This is a genomic window from Octadecabacter arcticus 238 (genome assembly GCF_000155735.2).
Classification (GTDB): domain Bacteria; phylum Pseudomonadota; class Alphaproteobacteria; order Rhodobacterales; family Rhodobacteraceae; genus Octadecabacter; species Octadecabacter arcticus.
Genome location: NC_020908.1, coordinates 2,778,361 through 2,794,645, shown reverse-complemented (window position 1 = coordinate 2,794,645; position 16,285 = coordinate 2,778,361). Strand labels below are relative to the sequence as shown.

Annotated in this window: 9 protein-coding genes and 1 pseudogene; 5 read left to right on the top strand and 5 right to left on the bottom strand. The window is 53.3% G+C overall.

From position 1 onward, the window contains the following. Window positions 1-12: 12 nt before the first annotated feature. The 4 genes from OA238_RS14460 to OA238_RS14445 are packed head-to-tail and all read left to right on the top strand — an operon-like array spanning window position 13 to window position 4,467. Window positions 13-819 carry an ATP-binding cassette domain-containing protein gene (locus OA238_RS14460; RefSeq protein WP_015495737.1) on the top strand — a complete coding sequence of 269 codons (807 nt, stop codon included), beginning with the start codon at window positions 13-15 and terminating at the stop codon, window positions 817-819. Beyond that, the gene (locus OA238_RS14455) at window positions 816-2,072 is read left to right on the top strand and encodes a sugar ABC transporter permease (RefSeq protein ID WP_015495736.1); all 1,257 of its coding nucleotides are present in this window, start codon (window positions 816-818) and stop codon (window positions 2,070-2,072) included. The genes OA238_RS14460 and OA238_RS14455 overlap by 4 nt, the downstream gene beginning before the upstream one ends. 18 nt (window positions 2,073-2,090) lie before the next feature. After that, window positions 2,091-2,819, top strand: a complete 729-nt coding sequence (locus OA238_RS14450; RefSeq protein ID WP_015495735.1) for an SDR family oxidoreductase — start codon at window positions 2,091-2,093, stop codon at window positions 2,817-2,819. Window positions 2,820-2,838: 19 nt separating this feature from the next. Continuing rightward, window positions 2,839-4,467 carry an FGGY-family carbohydrate kinase gene (locus OA238_RS14445; RefSeq protein ID WP_015495734.1) on the top strand — a complete coding sequence of 543 codons (1,629 nt, stop codon included), beginning with the start codon at window positions 2,839-2,841 and terminating at the stop codon, window positions 4,465-4,467. Between the two features lie 325 nt (window positions 4,468-4,792). Here the strand turns inward: OA238_RS14445 and OA238_RS14440 are convergent, their stop codons facing one another. From OA238_RS14440 to OA238_RS14415, 5 genes and pseudogenes are all read right to left on the bottom strand, one after another. Beyond that, a complete protein-coding gene (locus tag OA238_RS14440) occupies window positions 4,793-5,794 on the bottom strand; it encodes an LLM class flavin-dependent oxidoreductase (RefSeq protein WP_015495733.1) in 1,002 nt (333 codons plus the stop codon). 154 nt (window positions 5,795-5,948) lie between these two features. Further along, entirely contained in the window at window positions 5,949-7,211 is a 1,263-nt protein-coding gene (locus tag OA238_RS14435; RefSeq protein WP_015495732.1) for an MFS transporter, read from the bottom strand. A 525-nt stretch (window positions 7,212-7,736) separates the two neighbouring features. Continuing rightward, window positions 7,737-7,952, bottom strand: coding sequence for a hypothetical protein (locus OA238_RS14430; protein WP_044036899.1), 216 nt, complete (start codon window positions 7,950-7,952; stop codon window positions 7,737-7,739). Window positions 7,953-8,734: 782 nt separating this feature from the next. Beyond that, window positions 8,735-9,983 (bottom strand): annotated as a pseudogene (locus OA238_RS14420) (IS91 family transposase). A 6-nt stretch (window positions 9,984-9,989) separates the two neighbouring features. Continuing rightward, the gene (locus OA238_RS14415; protein ID WP_015495731.1) at window positions 9,990-10,904 is read right to left on the bottom strand and encodes a tyrosine-type recombinase/integrase; all 915 of its coding nucleotides are present in this window, start codon (window positions 10,902-10,904) and stop codon (window positions 9,990-9,992) included. Between the two features lie 393 nt (window positions 10,905-11,297). Between OA238_RS14415 and OA238_RS14410 the strand changes: the two genes are divergently transcribed. After that, complete coding sequence (locus OA238_RS14410) at window positions 11,298-15,794, top strand: NACHT domain-containing protein (protein WP_044036897.1); 4,497 nt, start codon at window positions 11,298-11,300, stop codon at window positions 15,792-15,794. Window positions 15,795-16,285: the final 491 nt, after the last annotated feature.

The following is a 16,285-nucleotide window of genomic DNA, read 5'->3' as shown; positions in this document are numbered from 1 at the left end:
AAAGAATGTATTATGGCTGAAAACATCGCAGGCCCTGACAAGAGAGAGCCACTTCTGCGCCTACGCGGTGTTGGAAAACAGTTTGGCGCCGTGACTGCCCTTGAGGACATCGAGCTGGACATTCATGCAGGCGAGGTCGTGGCGCTGGTGGGTGACAACGGTGCGGGAAAATCCACCCTGGTGAAAGTGCTGGCTGGTGTGCACCAACCAACGTCTGGGACTATCGAATACTTAGGTGAAAAAGTCTCGCTGGATACCCCGAGCAAAGCGCTCAAGATGGGGATAGCAACCGTGTTTCAGGACCTCGCGCTGTGCGAAAACCTTGACGTCGTTGCCAACTTGTTTTTGGGACAAGAAATCTCACCATGGAAATTGGACGAAGTGCAAATGGAAGTCCGTGCTTGGACGCTTTTGAAAGAACTTGCTGCGCGCATCCCTTCAGTCCGTGAGCCCGTAGCTTCCCTGTCTGGTGGTCAGCGCCAGACAGTGGCGATCGCGCGCTCTTTGCTGCTGGATCCGCAAATTATTATGCTGGACGAACCGACAGCCGCACTGGGCGTTGCCCAAACTGCAGAAGTTTTGAATTTGATCGAACGCGTCCGAGATCGTGGGCACGGAGTCATCTTGATTTCACATAATATGGAAGATGTGCGTGCTGTGGCCGACCGGGTTGTTGTGCTGCGCCTTGGCAAGAATAGTGGCACGTTTGACGCCGACGTTTCACATCAAGATCTTGTGTCTGCCATCACCGGAGCAAGTGAAAATTCCGTTTCTCGCAGGGCAGCACGTAAACTCGCAGAAGTTGGGGAAGACCAATGACACAAAATACATCGAACAACGCATCCTCCCCCCAGCTTGATCGCGCTGATACGCGTGTCCGACACGATGCTGGATTGTCGGGGGCACTTCGTGGCTTCTTGGATCAGGTTCGTTCTGGCAATCTGGGGACGTTACCCGTCGTGATTGGGTTGGTGCTAATTTCTACTGTTTTTAGTATCCTGAATCCTATTTTTCTCGCACCGAACAATCTCGTAAATCTGTTGTTTGATGCCGCCGCCGTCGGCTTGATCGCGCTCGGTGTGGTATGTGTTTTGTTGCTTGGCGAAATTGATCTGTCCATTGGGTCGATGAGCGGACTTGGTTCTGCGTTGATGGGCGTTCTTTGGGTCAATTCCGGCATTCCCTTGCCCTTTGCGATCCTATTTGTTGTCGTCACGGGCGCACTTGTGGGCGCGCTTTATGGCTTTCTGCGCAACCAGTTCGAGATGCCAAGTTTCGTAGCCACTTTGGCTGGTTTGCTCGCACTTTTGGGCCTGCAGCTTTATATTTTGGGACCAACTGGCTCTATTAATATGCCGTTCACGTCGCCATTGGTTCGGTTCGGACAGATTTTGATTATGCCCGCATGGCTTTCCTATTGTCTTGCGGTTGTTCCTGGGGCGATGATCGTGTTTGGCAGTATGCGCACCAATACACAGCGACGTGCAGCAAATTTGTCAGCGAATGGGTTAAGCGTGGCAATTTCAAAAGCTGTAATTCTGACCTTTGCATTGATTTTCGCTGTTTTCTACCTTGAGCAAGGCCGCGGTGTGCCGTGGATGTTCGGCATTTTTGTTCTTTTTGTCGTGATGCTGGATTATGCACTGGTGCGCACGAAATGGGGGCGCTCGATGTTAGCTGTCGGTGGCAACTCAGAGGCTGCGCGGCGTTCCGGTATCAATGTTCAACGTATTCGCATTTCGGCCTTCGTTGTCTGTTCGTCGTTTGCTGCCTTGGGCGGCGTATTCGCAGCGGCGCGGTTAGCCTCTGCAAGTCAGCAGGCGGGGACTGGCGACGTTAACCTCAACGCAATCGCGGCAGCTGTCATCGGCGGAACGTCTTTATTTGGCGGCAGGGGATCTGCATGGTCCGCCTTGTTGGGTGTGCTCGTAATTATGGCGATTTCGAATGGTCTGACATTGCTCAACCTCAGTTCTTCACTGCGATATATGATTACTGGCGCGGTCCTTGCGATTGCTGTCATCGTAGATTCACTCGCCAGACGGTCACGTGCGAACAGTGGCCGTGCTTAAGCCAAAATGGGAAATATCATGACCAAAACGATGGAAAATAAGACTGCCGCCATTACAGGTGCTGCGTCAGGGATAGGGCTGGCCTGCGCGAAGATCCTGATCGAAGAGGGTGCAAAGGTTGTTCTGATTGACCGCGCTGAAGATCGGCTGAACCTCCTCTGCAACGAACTTGGCGAAAATGCTAAGCCCTTGGTCCTTGACCTGTTGAACGGGCCACAGGTGTCTGGGATGCTTCCTTTAATCGAGGACTTGGTCGGTCCACTCGATATTTTTCACGCGAATGCGGGGGCGTATGTGGGCGGTGCAGCCGCCGAAGGAAATCCCGACGACTGGGACCGTATGTTGAATCTTAATATCAATGCATCTTTCCGTTGTGTGCAGGCTGTGTTGCCAGCCATGATCGCGCGAAAGACGGGGGACGTTATTTTTACCAGTTCGATTTCTGGCGTTGTGCCTGTCGTTTGGGAACCGATTTATACTGCGTCGAAATTTGCGGTACAGGCGTTCCTGCATGCGACCCGTCGTCAAGTTAGCGAACACGGCATCCGTATGGGTGCCGTTCTTCCGGGGCCAGTTGTGACAGCTTTGCTGGACGACTGGCCAAAAGAAAAAATGGACGAAGCGCTTGCAAATGGATCGTTGATGCAACCCCGAGAGGTGGCCGAGGCCGTTTTGTTTATGTTGACGCGCCCACGTGGTGTTGTGATCCGCGATTTGGTGATCCTTCCCAACAGCGTTGATCTTTAAAAGTTGGAAAGTGGGCATCATGGCTGAAATGCAGACTGAAAAAAACTACGTCATAGGAATAGATGTCGGCACGGGAAGCGCCCGTGCGGGGGTCTTTAGCACGGACGGGCGCATGGTTGGTACGGCGACATGCGCAACCTCGCTTTACCGTGGGGGTGGGACCATTGTTGAGCAATCCAGCGATGAAATCTGGCACGCAGTCGCAACATCAGTTCGCGGTGCAATGGCTGCGTCTGGTGTTTCAGCCGACCAGATTAAAGGCATTGGTTTCGCCGGGACGTGTTCACTTGTTGTGCTTGGCCAGGACGGCGCGCCGTTGCCTGTCGGCGACCCCAAGCATCCCGAACGCAACATTATGGTCTGGATGGATCACCGAGCAGTTGAGCAAGCCGAGCGCATTAACGCGGGCGGCCACCGCGTTCTCGATTACGTCGGCGGGCGTATTTCACCAGAAATGGAAACGCCAAAACTGCTTTGGTTAAAAGAAAATCGTCCCAAGGTGTTTGCGCAAGCCTGGCAATTTATGGACCTTACTGACTTTTTGACATGGCGTGCATCTGGTGATTTGGCGCGCTCGACTTGCACAGTTACCTGTAAATGGACCTACATGGCGCAAGAGGATTGCTGGGACGCAGATTATTTTAACTCTATCGGGTTGGGTGAACTCGCTGATGAAGGATTCAAACGGATCGGCACAAGCGTCGTTCCTGCAGGGTCCGCGCTTGGTACGGGGCTTTGCAAACGGGCAGCAGAGGATTTTGGCCTGATCGTCGGCACACCTGTTGCAGCTGGGTTAATCGATGCCCATTCAGGTGGAATTGGGTCTGTTGGCGCACTGGGTGGTGGTGGGGCGCAGGCCAATCTGGCGTATGTCTTTGGCACGTCCTCGTGCACGATGACGTCGACAACTGAGCCCGTCTTTGTTCCTGGTGTGTGGGGGCCGTATTATTCAGCAATGGTACCTGGCCTCTGGCTTAACGAGGGCGGTCAATCCGCTGCGGGTGCTGCAATCGATCAATTGTTGGACTTTCATCCCTATGCACCCAAAGCCCACGCTTCTGCTGTGAAAAAAGGTCAATCGTTGCCTGTTTGGCTAGCTGATCAGGTGCAAATACAAGTGACAAACGGCATTAAAGTTAGCGCGCTTGCAGGAAAAGTTCATGTCGTGCCGGAATTCTTAGGAAACCGCGCACCGCACGCAGATCCCCAGACTCGTGCTGTCATCGCTGGTTTGGGGATGGAACGTGATCTCGACAGCCTTGTTTCACTTTACGTCGCGGGGCTTTGCGGCATCGGGTATGGGTTACGACAGATTGTGCAGTCACAGGATGAAGCCGGTGCAAAGATCGAACGTATTGTCATCAGCGGCGGCGCTGGCCGCAGTGATATGGTCCGCCAACTTCTGGCAGACGCAACGGGTATCGAAATAGCGGCACCTTCTGCTGAAGAACCCGTTCTTCTAGGGGCTGCAATTTTGGGGAGCGTGGCAGCGGGTCTTGAGGCGAATATTCACATTGCAATGGAACATATGTCATCGTTTGGGGCACGCTATACACCCGACATCGGCGAAACCCGTAATCTCCATGACCATCGGTTTAGGATATTTGAACAATTGCAATCAGTAGCGCGAAAAGCCGCTCGTGACTAATGTTGGATGATTTGGAAGATCCGCGACGGCACTCGGAATGTGGAGTTGTATTGCGGGCAGGGTGAGGAATTAACGCCGTGTTTCACAGGCTAACGTTTGATTCCAAAATAAGGTCAACGTACCGCGATAGGTCCATGTGGTAGCTGCAAGCTCTTATAGCCAAGGGTGCTTAACAGCCAAAATGGTCCGCAGACCGACTTTAGAGCCGAAAAAATGCTGCGCTCTGTACGAATGGCTGCAATGGTGGGCCGCGCTGCAGCATTTTGAGGTGGTGGCCAATGGCGGCAAAGGGCCGGAAGTGTCGGTGCCAGCCAGAAGGATCAGTCTACCTTTTTTGTGCAATCAATTGGGTCAAGACATCGCCGGCAATTTCAAACGATCTCACTCGTGCAGCGTGGTCATGGATCATGCCAGTCACCAAAATCTCGTCGGGCCGGTACTTTTCGATGATCGCGCTTAACTGCGTCTTGACCGTCGAAGGTGAACCCGTCGCGGAACACGATAAGGCCTTTCTGACTTGCGCCAGGACTGGCGCGGGGACGTGTGCCTCGACATCTTGGACGGGCAGGGGCAGCTTACCTGGCTGGCCGGATATTAAACGTGCAAATGCAAGTTCTTGCGAGGATCGCAGCATCTGCGCCTCCTCGTCGGTCTCGGCGGCACAGACACCTGCCGCGACCATTGCATAGGGCTCTGACAAGAACCGGGATGTTTTGAAAGTTGTTCTGTAGATCGACAGCGCCTCTTCGAGCATGGCCGGTGCGAAATGCGAGGCAAAGGCGTAAGGCAGGCCCAGATGGGCTGCCAGCTGGGCACCGTAAAGGCTCGACCCGAGGATCCAGACCGGAACGTGCGTGCCAACACCAGGAATAGCGCGGACAGCTGCACCCTCGGGCATGTCACCGAAATAGCCGATCAGCTCTTGCACATCCTGGGAAAAGCTATCCTCGGGCGCCATATGGCGGCGCAAGGCGCGAGCGGTCGCCATATCGGTGCCAGGTGCGCGGCCCAGGCCGATATCGATCCGGTCGCCGTACAGCGTTGCCAGCGTTCCGAACTGTTCTGCTATCACCAAGGGCGCGTGGTTTGGTAACATGATCCCACCGGCGCCTATCCGCATGGTCCGGGTCGCAGCTGCCACGTGGCCGATCACCAGGGCCGTCGCGGCGCTGGCGATGCCGGCCATGTTGTGATGCTCGGCCAGCCAATAGCGGTGATATCCTGCGTTTTCTGCAGCGCGCGCCAGAGCAACCGTATTGGCCAAGGCGTCCGCCGTGGTCTTGCCTTCTGGCACGGGTGATAAGTCGAGGAGCGAAAAGTGCTGCATTGAGGCCTCCGTTTGCAGTGAGGTATGCACCCGATCCGCGCAATCCAAGGTCGTTTCTAACGCCGCCGTAAGACCTTGCAATACCAAACCCCTGCGGAGAAGTTTGCGGAGTGTGTTTCGTCGATCAGTTGAGGCCGCCGCCGTAATTGTTTATTCAAGTCGAATTTGTTTCGCTTTCTGCCGCAGCGTTTTCAACAGCCCAATCGCCAGCCGCCTCCACGGCGACAGGTGAGGCAGTGGGTAGGACATTCAGATAGCTATCAGTTTCGCTCGCGGGGACTACGGCGCGCTGTGTCATACGATAGAGTGCGTAAAGCGCCATGGCGCCAAAAGTTATGCCAAGCACCAACCAGAAAGCGTATGGGCCAAGTTCTTGCATCGCCCAGCCGGCCACCAGAGGACCCACAATCGCACCCAGCCCGAAGGTAAAAACAAGCCCCCCAGATGCAGCGGGCATATCTGCAGCTGAAAGAGCATCGTTCGTGAATGCCAAAAGCAGGGCATAAAGTGGTGGTGTGACCCCTCCCGCAAAGAATGCCGCTGCCATCAACGGCCATAGCCCACCACCAGTGATCCACCCCAATAGGCAAGAAGCGGCCCCGAGCAAGGACAATCCAAAGATGAGTATGCGCCTATCCATCCGATCCGAGAGCCAGCCAATTGGGTATTGTAGCACGAGCGCGCCAGCAAACAGCATAGCGATAAACAGCGCGATTTGGTTAGTTGTTAGGCCAATCTGGGTTCCGAAGACTGCACCCATACCCAATTGTGTCGCGTAAATACTGCCCAACAATAAAATACCAACTGTGCCCAATGGCGATCCTGTAAAAAGGTGGTGCAATGGCATTGGCCGTGCAACCTCGACCGCGGGAACCGGTGTGGCGGACAAAAGAATAGGCGCAAATGAGATCGACACGAGGATTGAAGCGCAGATGAACAGAACAGACGTCCCTGCATCACCCAGTATTAGCAGCCCTTGCGCCCCGATGATCCCCAACGTCTGTGCGATCATATAAGCTGAGAGCACTTTGCCGCGCGTCTCATTTGTAGCGGCTGCATTCAGCCAGCTTTCAGCCGCAACATAAATTCCCGACATGCAAAATCCGATGATGACCCTCAGGACCGTCCAGGCCCAAGGCTCAGTCAAGAGCGGCAAGGCAATCAGTCCAGCCGACATGAAGCTCCCGAGAGCTGCAAAAACCCGCACATGACCCACCCGCTGTATCATCAACGGGGTAATCCTCGCACCTGACAGGAAGCCCAAAAAATAACCTGAGGTGACAATTGCCAATTCTGTCGATGAGAACCCCTCTATGCCGCCACGTAGACCAACCAGGGTGAAATGCATGCCGTTGCCCAACATGATGAGCACGATACCAAGCAGAAGAGCCCAGACTCCGGACAGCACTCTAATCATTAAATACCCTTTCGCTCTCTATGTTACTTCTATGCTGATTATGAGTTTATACGGGCAAACGACCTGAGCCTATGCTGCAGCGCCGCATGAGTTTTCATTTGCGACGTCGTTGTAAATTATGGAAAATTTGTCGTTTTGTTTGTTAATCCTGAAAGTTTAAGTGAAAATGCTGCAGGGGCACAAAGCTCGGCGTGTCTGGCGAAACAAACAACCGATCTTGCACGGATGAAAACCCTGTTGCCTTTCGAGACCAAAAAACGGTCATGCTCGGGAGGAGGTGAACATGACCGTTCTTATATATCCGCGCCTCGGTGCGTCTCGGGAGGAGAAGAAGCAAGGCGCGCCTTCGCCAACATTGCTCGGGAGGAGGTGAGCGCCGTCAGCGGTATTTTCGGTTCCACTCGGGAGTAGGTGAGCGGTTCCGAAACTGGTGTTTGAAGCATTGCTTCAGGAAAGAGGTTGTGCGTCGGTCTTAACAAGATCTGAATGTTCGAGTGAGGCGGGGGTAGATCCAGCCTTTAAGTCCTAAAAACCGTAAGCGGCCTTGTGGGCAATCTGGCGGATCGATGAAGGGGCAATTCCGAGATCTTGCAGGTCACGTGCGGACGTCCGCTCCAGTTCGGATAGTGTGGTGAGATAGACCTTACGCTTGGAAGCATTTTCAGCCATCTGCGTGCGGATTGTCTCAAAACGATCTCTCAGTGATGTGCGGGCAAAGACTGTTGTTGTTAATGTTGTCATGACGTTGCCGACCTCTTTAGTTATTGAAGCATTTTTTGAAGTTTAATTGTGATCAGGATGTATGATCATGCTGCAGTTGCACAATGACCCTTTTGGCAATGCTGTCATGCAGCATTTGCATGAATACCGCTGATGTGTGCACATTCCATTTTTGTTCTGGTTACTTTTTAGGCTTCACGGATGCAGTGCTGCCATTCGTGGCAATGATGCATGGTCATGCCCCATGAAACCCACCCAGCGTCTCAGAGATGCGCCCAGCTCGCCGGTTACTATCAGGCTTTCTGTAAAAAGCAGACCCTTGTCCATCATGCAGCGAATGGTGGTTTTGTCCGCTGACCGACGTTTGACCCTCCAAAATGCTGCGCAATGCACGAATGGCCGCAATGCGAAAGCTGCCTCGCAGCGTTGAGACAGTCGGCGAAAGGCCGGTTTGGTGTAGGTTTCTCGGACGCCACAGGCGCGCCGCTTGTGTGACACAGATCGTTGCCTGGCGTCGGAGAAGCGCTCAAGCGGGAAATCGTGGGGTTGGTCTGGGTGGATCGATTGTTGCTATGGGGATTTGCGCAATGCGTGTGTTTTCGCCCGGAGCTGACAGGCCAGTTTGGCGGGGCACATTGACTTAAGCACAGCGCCGGTTTTGCCTTCGTTGGCTTGATACTGGTGACATTTTGTCGGCGTCATCATGTTTGGCCATGTTGATCGCAAGAAACAAGCATGCCTATTGGTTCGCAGAAGATATCGCCTGCAATTGGGACTGGGGTTTGTGATGTACGACCAGTGCTTCATGCAGCGGCCTTTTCTTTTGCCGGCGGTGCTCTGGGATGTTGGGCTGGTGCGATTGTCTCGACGATGATCAACTGCCCGCCACAACATGGGCAAGGCAGCCCCAGAACACGGGGCGGCTGTTCGTCATTGTCGATGGTGTCGCCTTTATCGTGCTCATTGTGAGGTGTTTTGGCTCCGAGCAACTGCCTGATCCTCGCGATATTGGCTGCGCGGTTGCTATTCCCATAGAACCCATAATGTCGGATGCGGTGTTGGCCCCTTGGTAGAACATGGAGCAGGAACCTGCGGATGAACTCTGACGTTGCCAGCGTCATGGTTGTGTGGCGGCCCGCGCCTTTAAGACGGTAGTCCTTGACCTTGAAGGTGACGCTGCGTTCATCAAAACGGATCAGGCGACTGTTCGAGATGGCGATCCCCCCTCTCATGGTTTGCTTTGCAAACCACTGCCGGTCAGTGGTGGGTGTAACGCGATAGGTATGCCAGCACCGCTTTTGGCCCGGTGAAGGGTTCTTTGGCGTAGACCACCCATTCGATTTTACGCAGCGGTTGCAGGAAAGTGTCAAAGGCATTTCGATCTGCAAGGTTTGCGAGATCGCCGAAAAATTGCAGTTTCCCGGCCTTATGCAGCTTGGCCAGCCCTTCCAGAATGAGCCGCCGATACAAGCGGGATAGAACGTGGACAGACAGGAAGAAGTTCTTGCGGCAGGCGATCCATTTTGAGCCATCTGTCGAAAGCCCTCCCCCCGGCACGATCATATGGACATGGGGGTGGTGGGTCATCGCCGAGCCCCAAGTGTGAAGGACCGACGTTATGCCAACCTTTGCCCCCAGATGTTTAGGATCAGCGGCGATTCTGACCACAGTGTCCGCGCTTGCCCGCATCAGAAGATTATAGATCTCGCGTTTGTTCTGATATGCGATGTCGGCAATCTGCTTTGGCAAGGTGAAGACCAGATGGAAATACCGCACAGGCAGTAGTTCAGCCTCACGTGCCGCAAGCCATGTCTTCGCCGCAGCCGCCTGGCATTTTGGGCAGTGACGGTTGCGGCATGAGTTGTAGGCGATATGCTCATGCGCGCAGTCGGCGCAGCGCGCGACATGACCGCCAAGCGCCGCGGTTCGACAGCGCTCAATCGCACTCATGACTTTGAACTGGTTCAGGCTGATGTGTCCTGCGTTTACGGCACGCCAGACAGCACCATGGTCACGGAAGATATCCGCGACCTCCAGTGATCGACTGGGCATGGTGGCCTATGAAGGCTTAGGCTTGCCCTTCTTCCGCTTGGCTCCATTCAGATCATCCAGCGGACTGTCCACTGCTGCGATCATACCGGTGGCAACGCTGGCATAGCGTGCTGTGGTCGTCAGTTTACTATGCCCCAAAAGGGCCTGAATGACGCGGATATCCACGCCGCGCTCCAACAGATGGGTTGCAAAACTGTGCCTCAACGTGTGCAGCGTGACCGGTTTGGTGATCCCGGCTTCCCGCGCGGTCTCTTTAAATAGCCGCGATATCTGTCGCGCTGAGAGGTGTTTGCCGCGATAGCCGGGAAAGAGGACCCGCTCGGGTGCAGGAACATCCTTGTCCTGACCGGTCGGCCGTTCTTTCCACCAGTCGCGCAGCAGGCTCAAAATATCGACAGGCAGCATGACGATGCGATCCTTGCGCCCCTTCGATTGCACGATGCGGATGATTCCCTGATCGCTATCAATATCACCAACCTTGAGCCGCACGACCTCGCCTGCGCGCATCCCGCAGCCATAGGCAAGCGACAACATCACGCGCGCCTTCAGGCTCGGAGCCATGGCCAGAATGCGTTTAATCTCCTTTTTGCTCAGCACCAGTGGCACTTTCACCGGTTCCTTCAAATGGAAGATCTCGGCCACAAGATCATGCCGTCGAAGGGTCACGCGGAGCAGAAACTTGACCCCTGTCATCGTTTGGTTTCGGGTGCAGATGCTGACGCCGCTCTCGATCAGATATTGTTGGAAATACTTCACATCGTCTGGCGTGGCCGTCTCTGGAGAGCGCCCTAACCAAGCCGCAAAACGCTTACAGGCGCGCAGGTGACTACTCTGTGATGCAGGGCCGAGATTGCGCCCTGGCATATCGGAAATCATGCGCGCACGAAGGGGCGTCGTTGGTGTCGATTGTTGAATGTTCATCGGAAAACCCTCTGTCAATCGAGGCAAAATCACCTCAACCAACAGCACACACCCAACAGCACAAAACGCGAAACAAATCCCTACTCAACGCTACACCCGCAGCAAGCGCCCCTATCGCGAAGCGATTTAGTGCCTGGGCCGATAGTGACAGATGCTGCGCCATGCACATTTCTACATTAAGGGCGGAAAGCTGCTGTTCGCTGCAGCGCGCAGGTAAGAGCGTTGCTTCTCAAAAGCTGACATTCACAAATTTAGAAGTTTTAGACCTCGACGAGCCCAGCGGCGGTTTTTGATGTCGATGATAAATCCAGTTTGTGATCGCGTCCCAGGTCGAGCTGTTCCTTCCTGGATTGTTTTCAGGTTAGTGTGCGAGAGAATTATTGGATTATTGATTTGTTTGAATTCTTAAAAATAAATGGCTTTGAAAAAGGCCAACGAGAGTCGTTCGAAGAATTGGTTTGCGTTTTGGCCAAACGGGAAAAACTCTCTGGTGACGTCTACTATCAAAGAGTTGAAGGTGCTGGTGGCGATGGAGGTGTTGAGGCGCTTTGGATATCTGAGGACGGGGCAAAGACAGGCTATCAGGCAAAATTCTTCTCGAGTTTGGGCTCGAGTCAGTGGTCGCAAATTGACGAATCCGTCAAACGAGCGCTAGAGGTTCACCCCGAATTAAAGCGTTATGTCGTCGCAATTCCGATAAATCTGACGCACAAAAGGTGGTACTTTGGGTATGGACAATCCGCTTGGGAAAAGTGGCAAGCTAGGGTTGCCAAGTGGACCAACTGGGCGTCCGTAAAAGGGCTGGAAGTGGTTTTTGAACCATGGACCGCTTCAGATCTAAATGAGCTACTCTTGCGGGAAGAAAACCATGGCCTCGTACAACACTGGTTTGGCGAGCAGGTGCTGGGCGTCGGTTGGTTCAACAATGCATTCAACACTTCCAGGAGCCTCTTGGACGATAGGTATAGCCCCTCAGAACATGTCAACACCTCCCTCGAAAAGTTGTTTGATGCACTGGTTCGCGGCCCTTCGACCATGGCCGAAGTCAGGGGTTGCTACCATGAGCTATCCAAAAAGCGTTTTCCTTCAATTGATTTTAAGAAGATAGCTCAACAGCCTAGCAAAAAAGATCTCCAGATTGCGGAACAAGCATGGTCGGACTTAGTTGCGACGGAAACCTCGTTTTCATCTAATTACTGGGACGAATGGCACACCGAGGCCGTAAAAAAGGCATTGGATGTTTACCGAGAAGCGCTGCGTCCTCTAGAGGCCACGCTTACACGCGCAAGGCAAGCGGACGACGCTGACGCCAAGCGGAAAGACATATCGGATATTAACAGCAGTCTATCAGGAACGCTGGACGCGATTTATCGCCTTAGGTCTCTGTTGAGGAGTAAGAATCTTCAGGCGGAGCGAGCTCGATTTGCAATTGTCACTGGCCCCGCAGGTGCAGGTAAATCACATTTGTTGGCACACATCGCCGATCAGCGTTTATCCAACGAAGAACCCACTGTTCTTTTGGTTGGTCAAAGTTTCTCAGAGGCGGAGATTTGGGGGCAAATTGGCGCATTTCTCGATATCGCTGAACGCACTTCTGGCGAGATATTGGGTTTGCTGAGCGCCGCCGCCGAGAGGCAGGGAAAGCGTGCATTGGTGCTGATTGACGCGATCAACGAGGGTGTAGGCGCGAACTACTGGCGGGATCGCATTTCCGGTCTGTTGGCTCAGGCCAAAGACTACCCTGACCTAGCTTTTGTTTTCTCTTGTCGCGAAGAGTATCTCAAGTTCGCTTTTCCGAAAGCGGTGCTTGAAGCGGCTACCGTGTTTCGCGTGCGCGGATTTGAAACTCTGGAAGAAATGGAAGCAGCCACGGTGTCTTACTTGGACGCAAAGGGCATTTCCCGGCCAAATACTCCTTGGTTATCGCCTGAGTTTCGAAACCCCCTTTTCTTGAAGAGCACCAGCGAAGCACTGCAGGCGAAAGGCGAGATCGAATTCCCGAAAGGCCTGCATGGAATTTCACAAGTGATGGCGTTTTATCTCGACTCTCTCTCTCTTCGAACGGGCGTTGAAGGCGTCGATCATGATCTCCTAGCGACCGCCATCAAGCGAGCGCTGAAAGCAATCGCCGCAAAGATGGTCGAATCTGGTAATGACTTCGTGGATTTGGATTCAGCCGACCACATAACGAACGAAAATTTTTCACAGCTACCGAGCCCTCAAAGAGCTACTTGGCTAAGCGTTTTGACGCGATCTAGCATTCTACGCAGAGACCCGCCGCCATTCGAAAAAGAAGGCGATCCGCTGAATCCAAAACAAGATCGAATTCGTTTTGCCTTCCAGCGCTTCCAAGATCATCTTATGGCACAAGCTGTGGTCGGCCAGCTCAATGCCGATAGTCTGACCGAAGCGTTAGAGGTGGATGGAGAGCTAGCTTTCCTTTTCTTCGATCAAGACATCAAACAAGGTTTTTCGTACTCTTACGCAGGCCTCTTGGGTGCGTTATCGACCATTTATCCCGAACGGTTTGGCATTGAATTCGCGGATACGCTGCCCGAAGGTGCAGACCATTGGTCTAGAGATCACATACTTCAAGAAGCATTCGAGACTAGCTGCAAGTGGCGTCAATTAGACTCGTTCACAGATCGAAGCCTAGAGCTCTTGAATGCCGCAGAAGAACACTGGGTCGACGATTTGGCGCTTCTGGTTGAGGTGTCGATGACGATTGATCATCCTTGGAATGCTACATTCTTGCATAAATGGTTGATCGACCAGCCAATGCCAGAGCGAGACAGCTACTGGACCAATTGGGTCAACTGGGCGGAAGCAGAGCAAGGCAATCAGATTGATCGGCTAGTTTCATGGTCGAATGGGGCAGCAAAGACGGACATACGCCATCTGGAACTTGCTGGGCTGGTTCTGTGTTGGATGTTGACGAGTTCGCGGCGAACAACACGAGATCTGGCATCGAAGGCTTTGACCTCGATATTTTTGCGCCAATCGACCGTTTTCCAGTTTGTCTTGGACAAGCTGGCGGACTGCGATGACCCTTATCTAATTGAGCGCCTTTATTCATCGGCCTTTGGCGCGTGTTGTATGGACCAATCTGCGGAGCGGTTGAGTTCGTATTCCAGCGCCGTGTGGAAAGCGGTCTTCAAAGACTGCGAGCCACCGGTCGCTCTGTTGACCAGGGACTATGCGCTCGGAATTGTTGAACTCGCGGAGAAAAGGAATGCGCTTAGCACAGACGTCGATTTGGACGCCTGCAAACCGCCGTTTGGGGCGTCGCCTCCAGAACTTGAGATTGCGGTTGATGACTTGAAAGCGATTGCTGAAGAGCGTGGGTCGGAAGAAATTCTACGGTCGGCCCACGACGAATGGGGCGACTTCGGAAAGTACACAATTCCTGGTCGCGTGAGGCCCTTTCTTGCAGCCAGGTTGGATGGCCCAGCACCAATTTCCAAAGATCAAGTCAAGGACTTGTTCGTACTAGAAGTGGTTACACCGTTTCCCGAACGAGAGGCAGCGCTTGGGGTCTTCGAAAAGCAGCGCATCAATCCGGCCCTTTGGATGATCAGATTCCTGGGCGGCGAAGAAGACGGCGAGTCGGAGGCTGAACTAGAGGGCGAAACGCTTAAAAAAGAACTTCTTGAAGCAAGACAAGCGTTCGAGGGCTTGTTGTCAGATACTGAGAAAAAGAGGTTTTCCCGAGAATTCCTGCGGGAGGGGCTCGACCATTCCCAATTTGAATGCGTTGATGTTCAAAAGTGCCGACTGTGGATAACAAGACGGGCCTATGAACTTGGTTGGACAAAGGAACTATTTCCCAATGATGGACAAGGAACGTATGGTTCTCGGCACGAAAACGATCTGGAAAGGATTGGGAAGAAATACCAGTGGATTGCGCTGGACGAAATTGCCGCGCGCCTCTCTGACAATTTCTGGCATCTGAACGAGTGGCCCGAGACACCGGTCAGGTATAGATATACCCACCAGAACTATTATCGCGACATCGAGCCGACTATCCTACCAACCAATTCGCGTTTTGTAACTACGTCAGGCGGTGATGAGGATTGGATGATAGAGCCAATTGTACGTTTGCCAGAGGTATCAGAGGCAGATTTGAAAGCTTGGCCGTTCGAAGAAGACCCGACAGAGGGTTTGGAAGGCAAGTTGGTTCGTTCTGATAGCGATGGCGCAAGGTGGAGAGTTCTGTACGAGTTCAACTGTGAACGACAGAGGTACGCAAACCCAAGCCCAGGACATGGCGCAAGATACGAAGAATTTCGCTTCATCTATTGTGTCTTTGTAAAGAACGGCGATGCCGAGAAGTTCATTTCTGAACTAGATGAGTGCCGGTCCCTAGATGTCTCGGATTTCAATCCCCGCGAAGTCATCGATGGGCCATTCCTATTGGAAGCGTTTTGGCGAGACACATGGACTTCTGAAAAGTTCAGCGAGGTCATTCGGGGCTCGTCAGAGAGCTACAGATACTCGAATCCTGTGGCCAGATATTATTGGGAAAGCCATATGGACAAGACGCTGCCTGATGGTTTTGGCGTCTATGTACCACAGCGTTGGTTGGCAGAGGACTTGGGTATTAGGCTTGAAAGCAATGGAGTAAGGGGCTGGATTGACAACGACGGGCATGAGCTAATCAAGGCTTTGAAGCCAGTTGAAGACAAATCTGCTGTCTTGATCCGCGAAGGAGCGCTCTTGGACTATTGCAAACGAGAGGGGGTCACGCCGATTTGGCTTCTAATCGCAGAGCGCAACACATGGCCTAGTGGGAATAATGACCAAAGCTGTTGGCGGCGTTCTGAAGGAGCGTGGTGGGAAACCGCGAAGAGGTGGGACTCCATCAGTTGGAACAATGATACGAAACGTTAAAGTCTCCCACTCTTAAACATTGGCTGTACAAAACATGCTTCAGGTGAATTCAATCAGTTGTTCACCCAATGTAACAGGCGCTCCGCAGTAGTCGGCTGAGTCATGATTGTGCAGCCACCACGAATGGCCGCAATGCGGGCTGCAACAGCAGCATCCGAACAGGGCGGCTAACGGCGGCTTTAGGCCGTAAGCCGCTTTGTTGCAATGTCTTGCAGCGATATCCGTGGACCACGGTCCGTGTTCCTTGCAAATCAGGTACTTGATCCACGGATCTTGGTAAAATGGTGCCCAGAAGAGGGGTTCGATGCCTTGCCAGGGACCTTGGTCCGAGTGCAATCATTGCAATAACAGTATGTTAGCAGCCCGCAAGCACGACGCAAGGGCCTTGTTTTGGTACACCCAGCGGTACCACGGTCCAAGGACCGTGGAGCAAGAATTAACGGCAGGGGTTAATGTGCCTAATTGCTACAGTTGAGCCGCAGGACATAGGA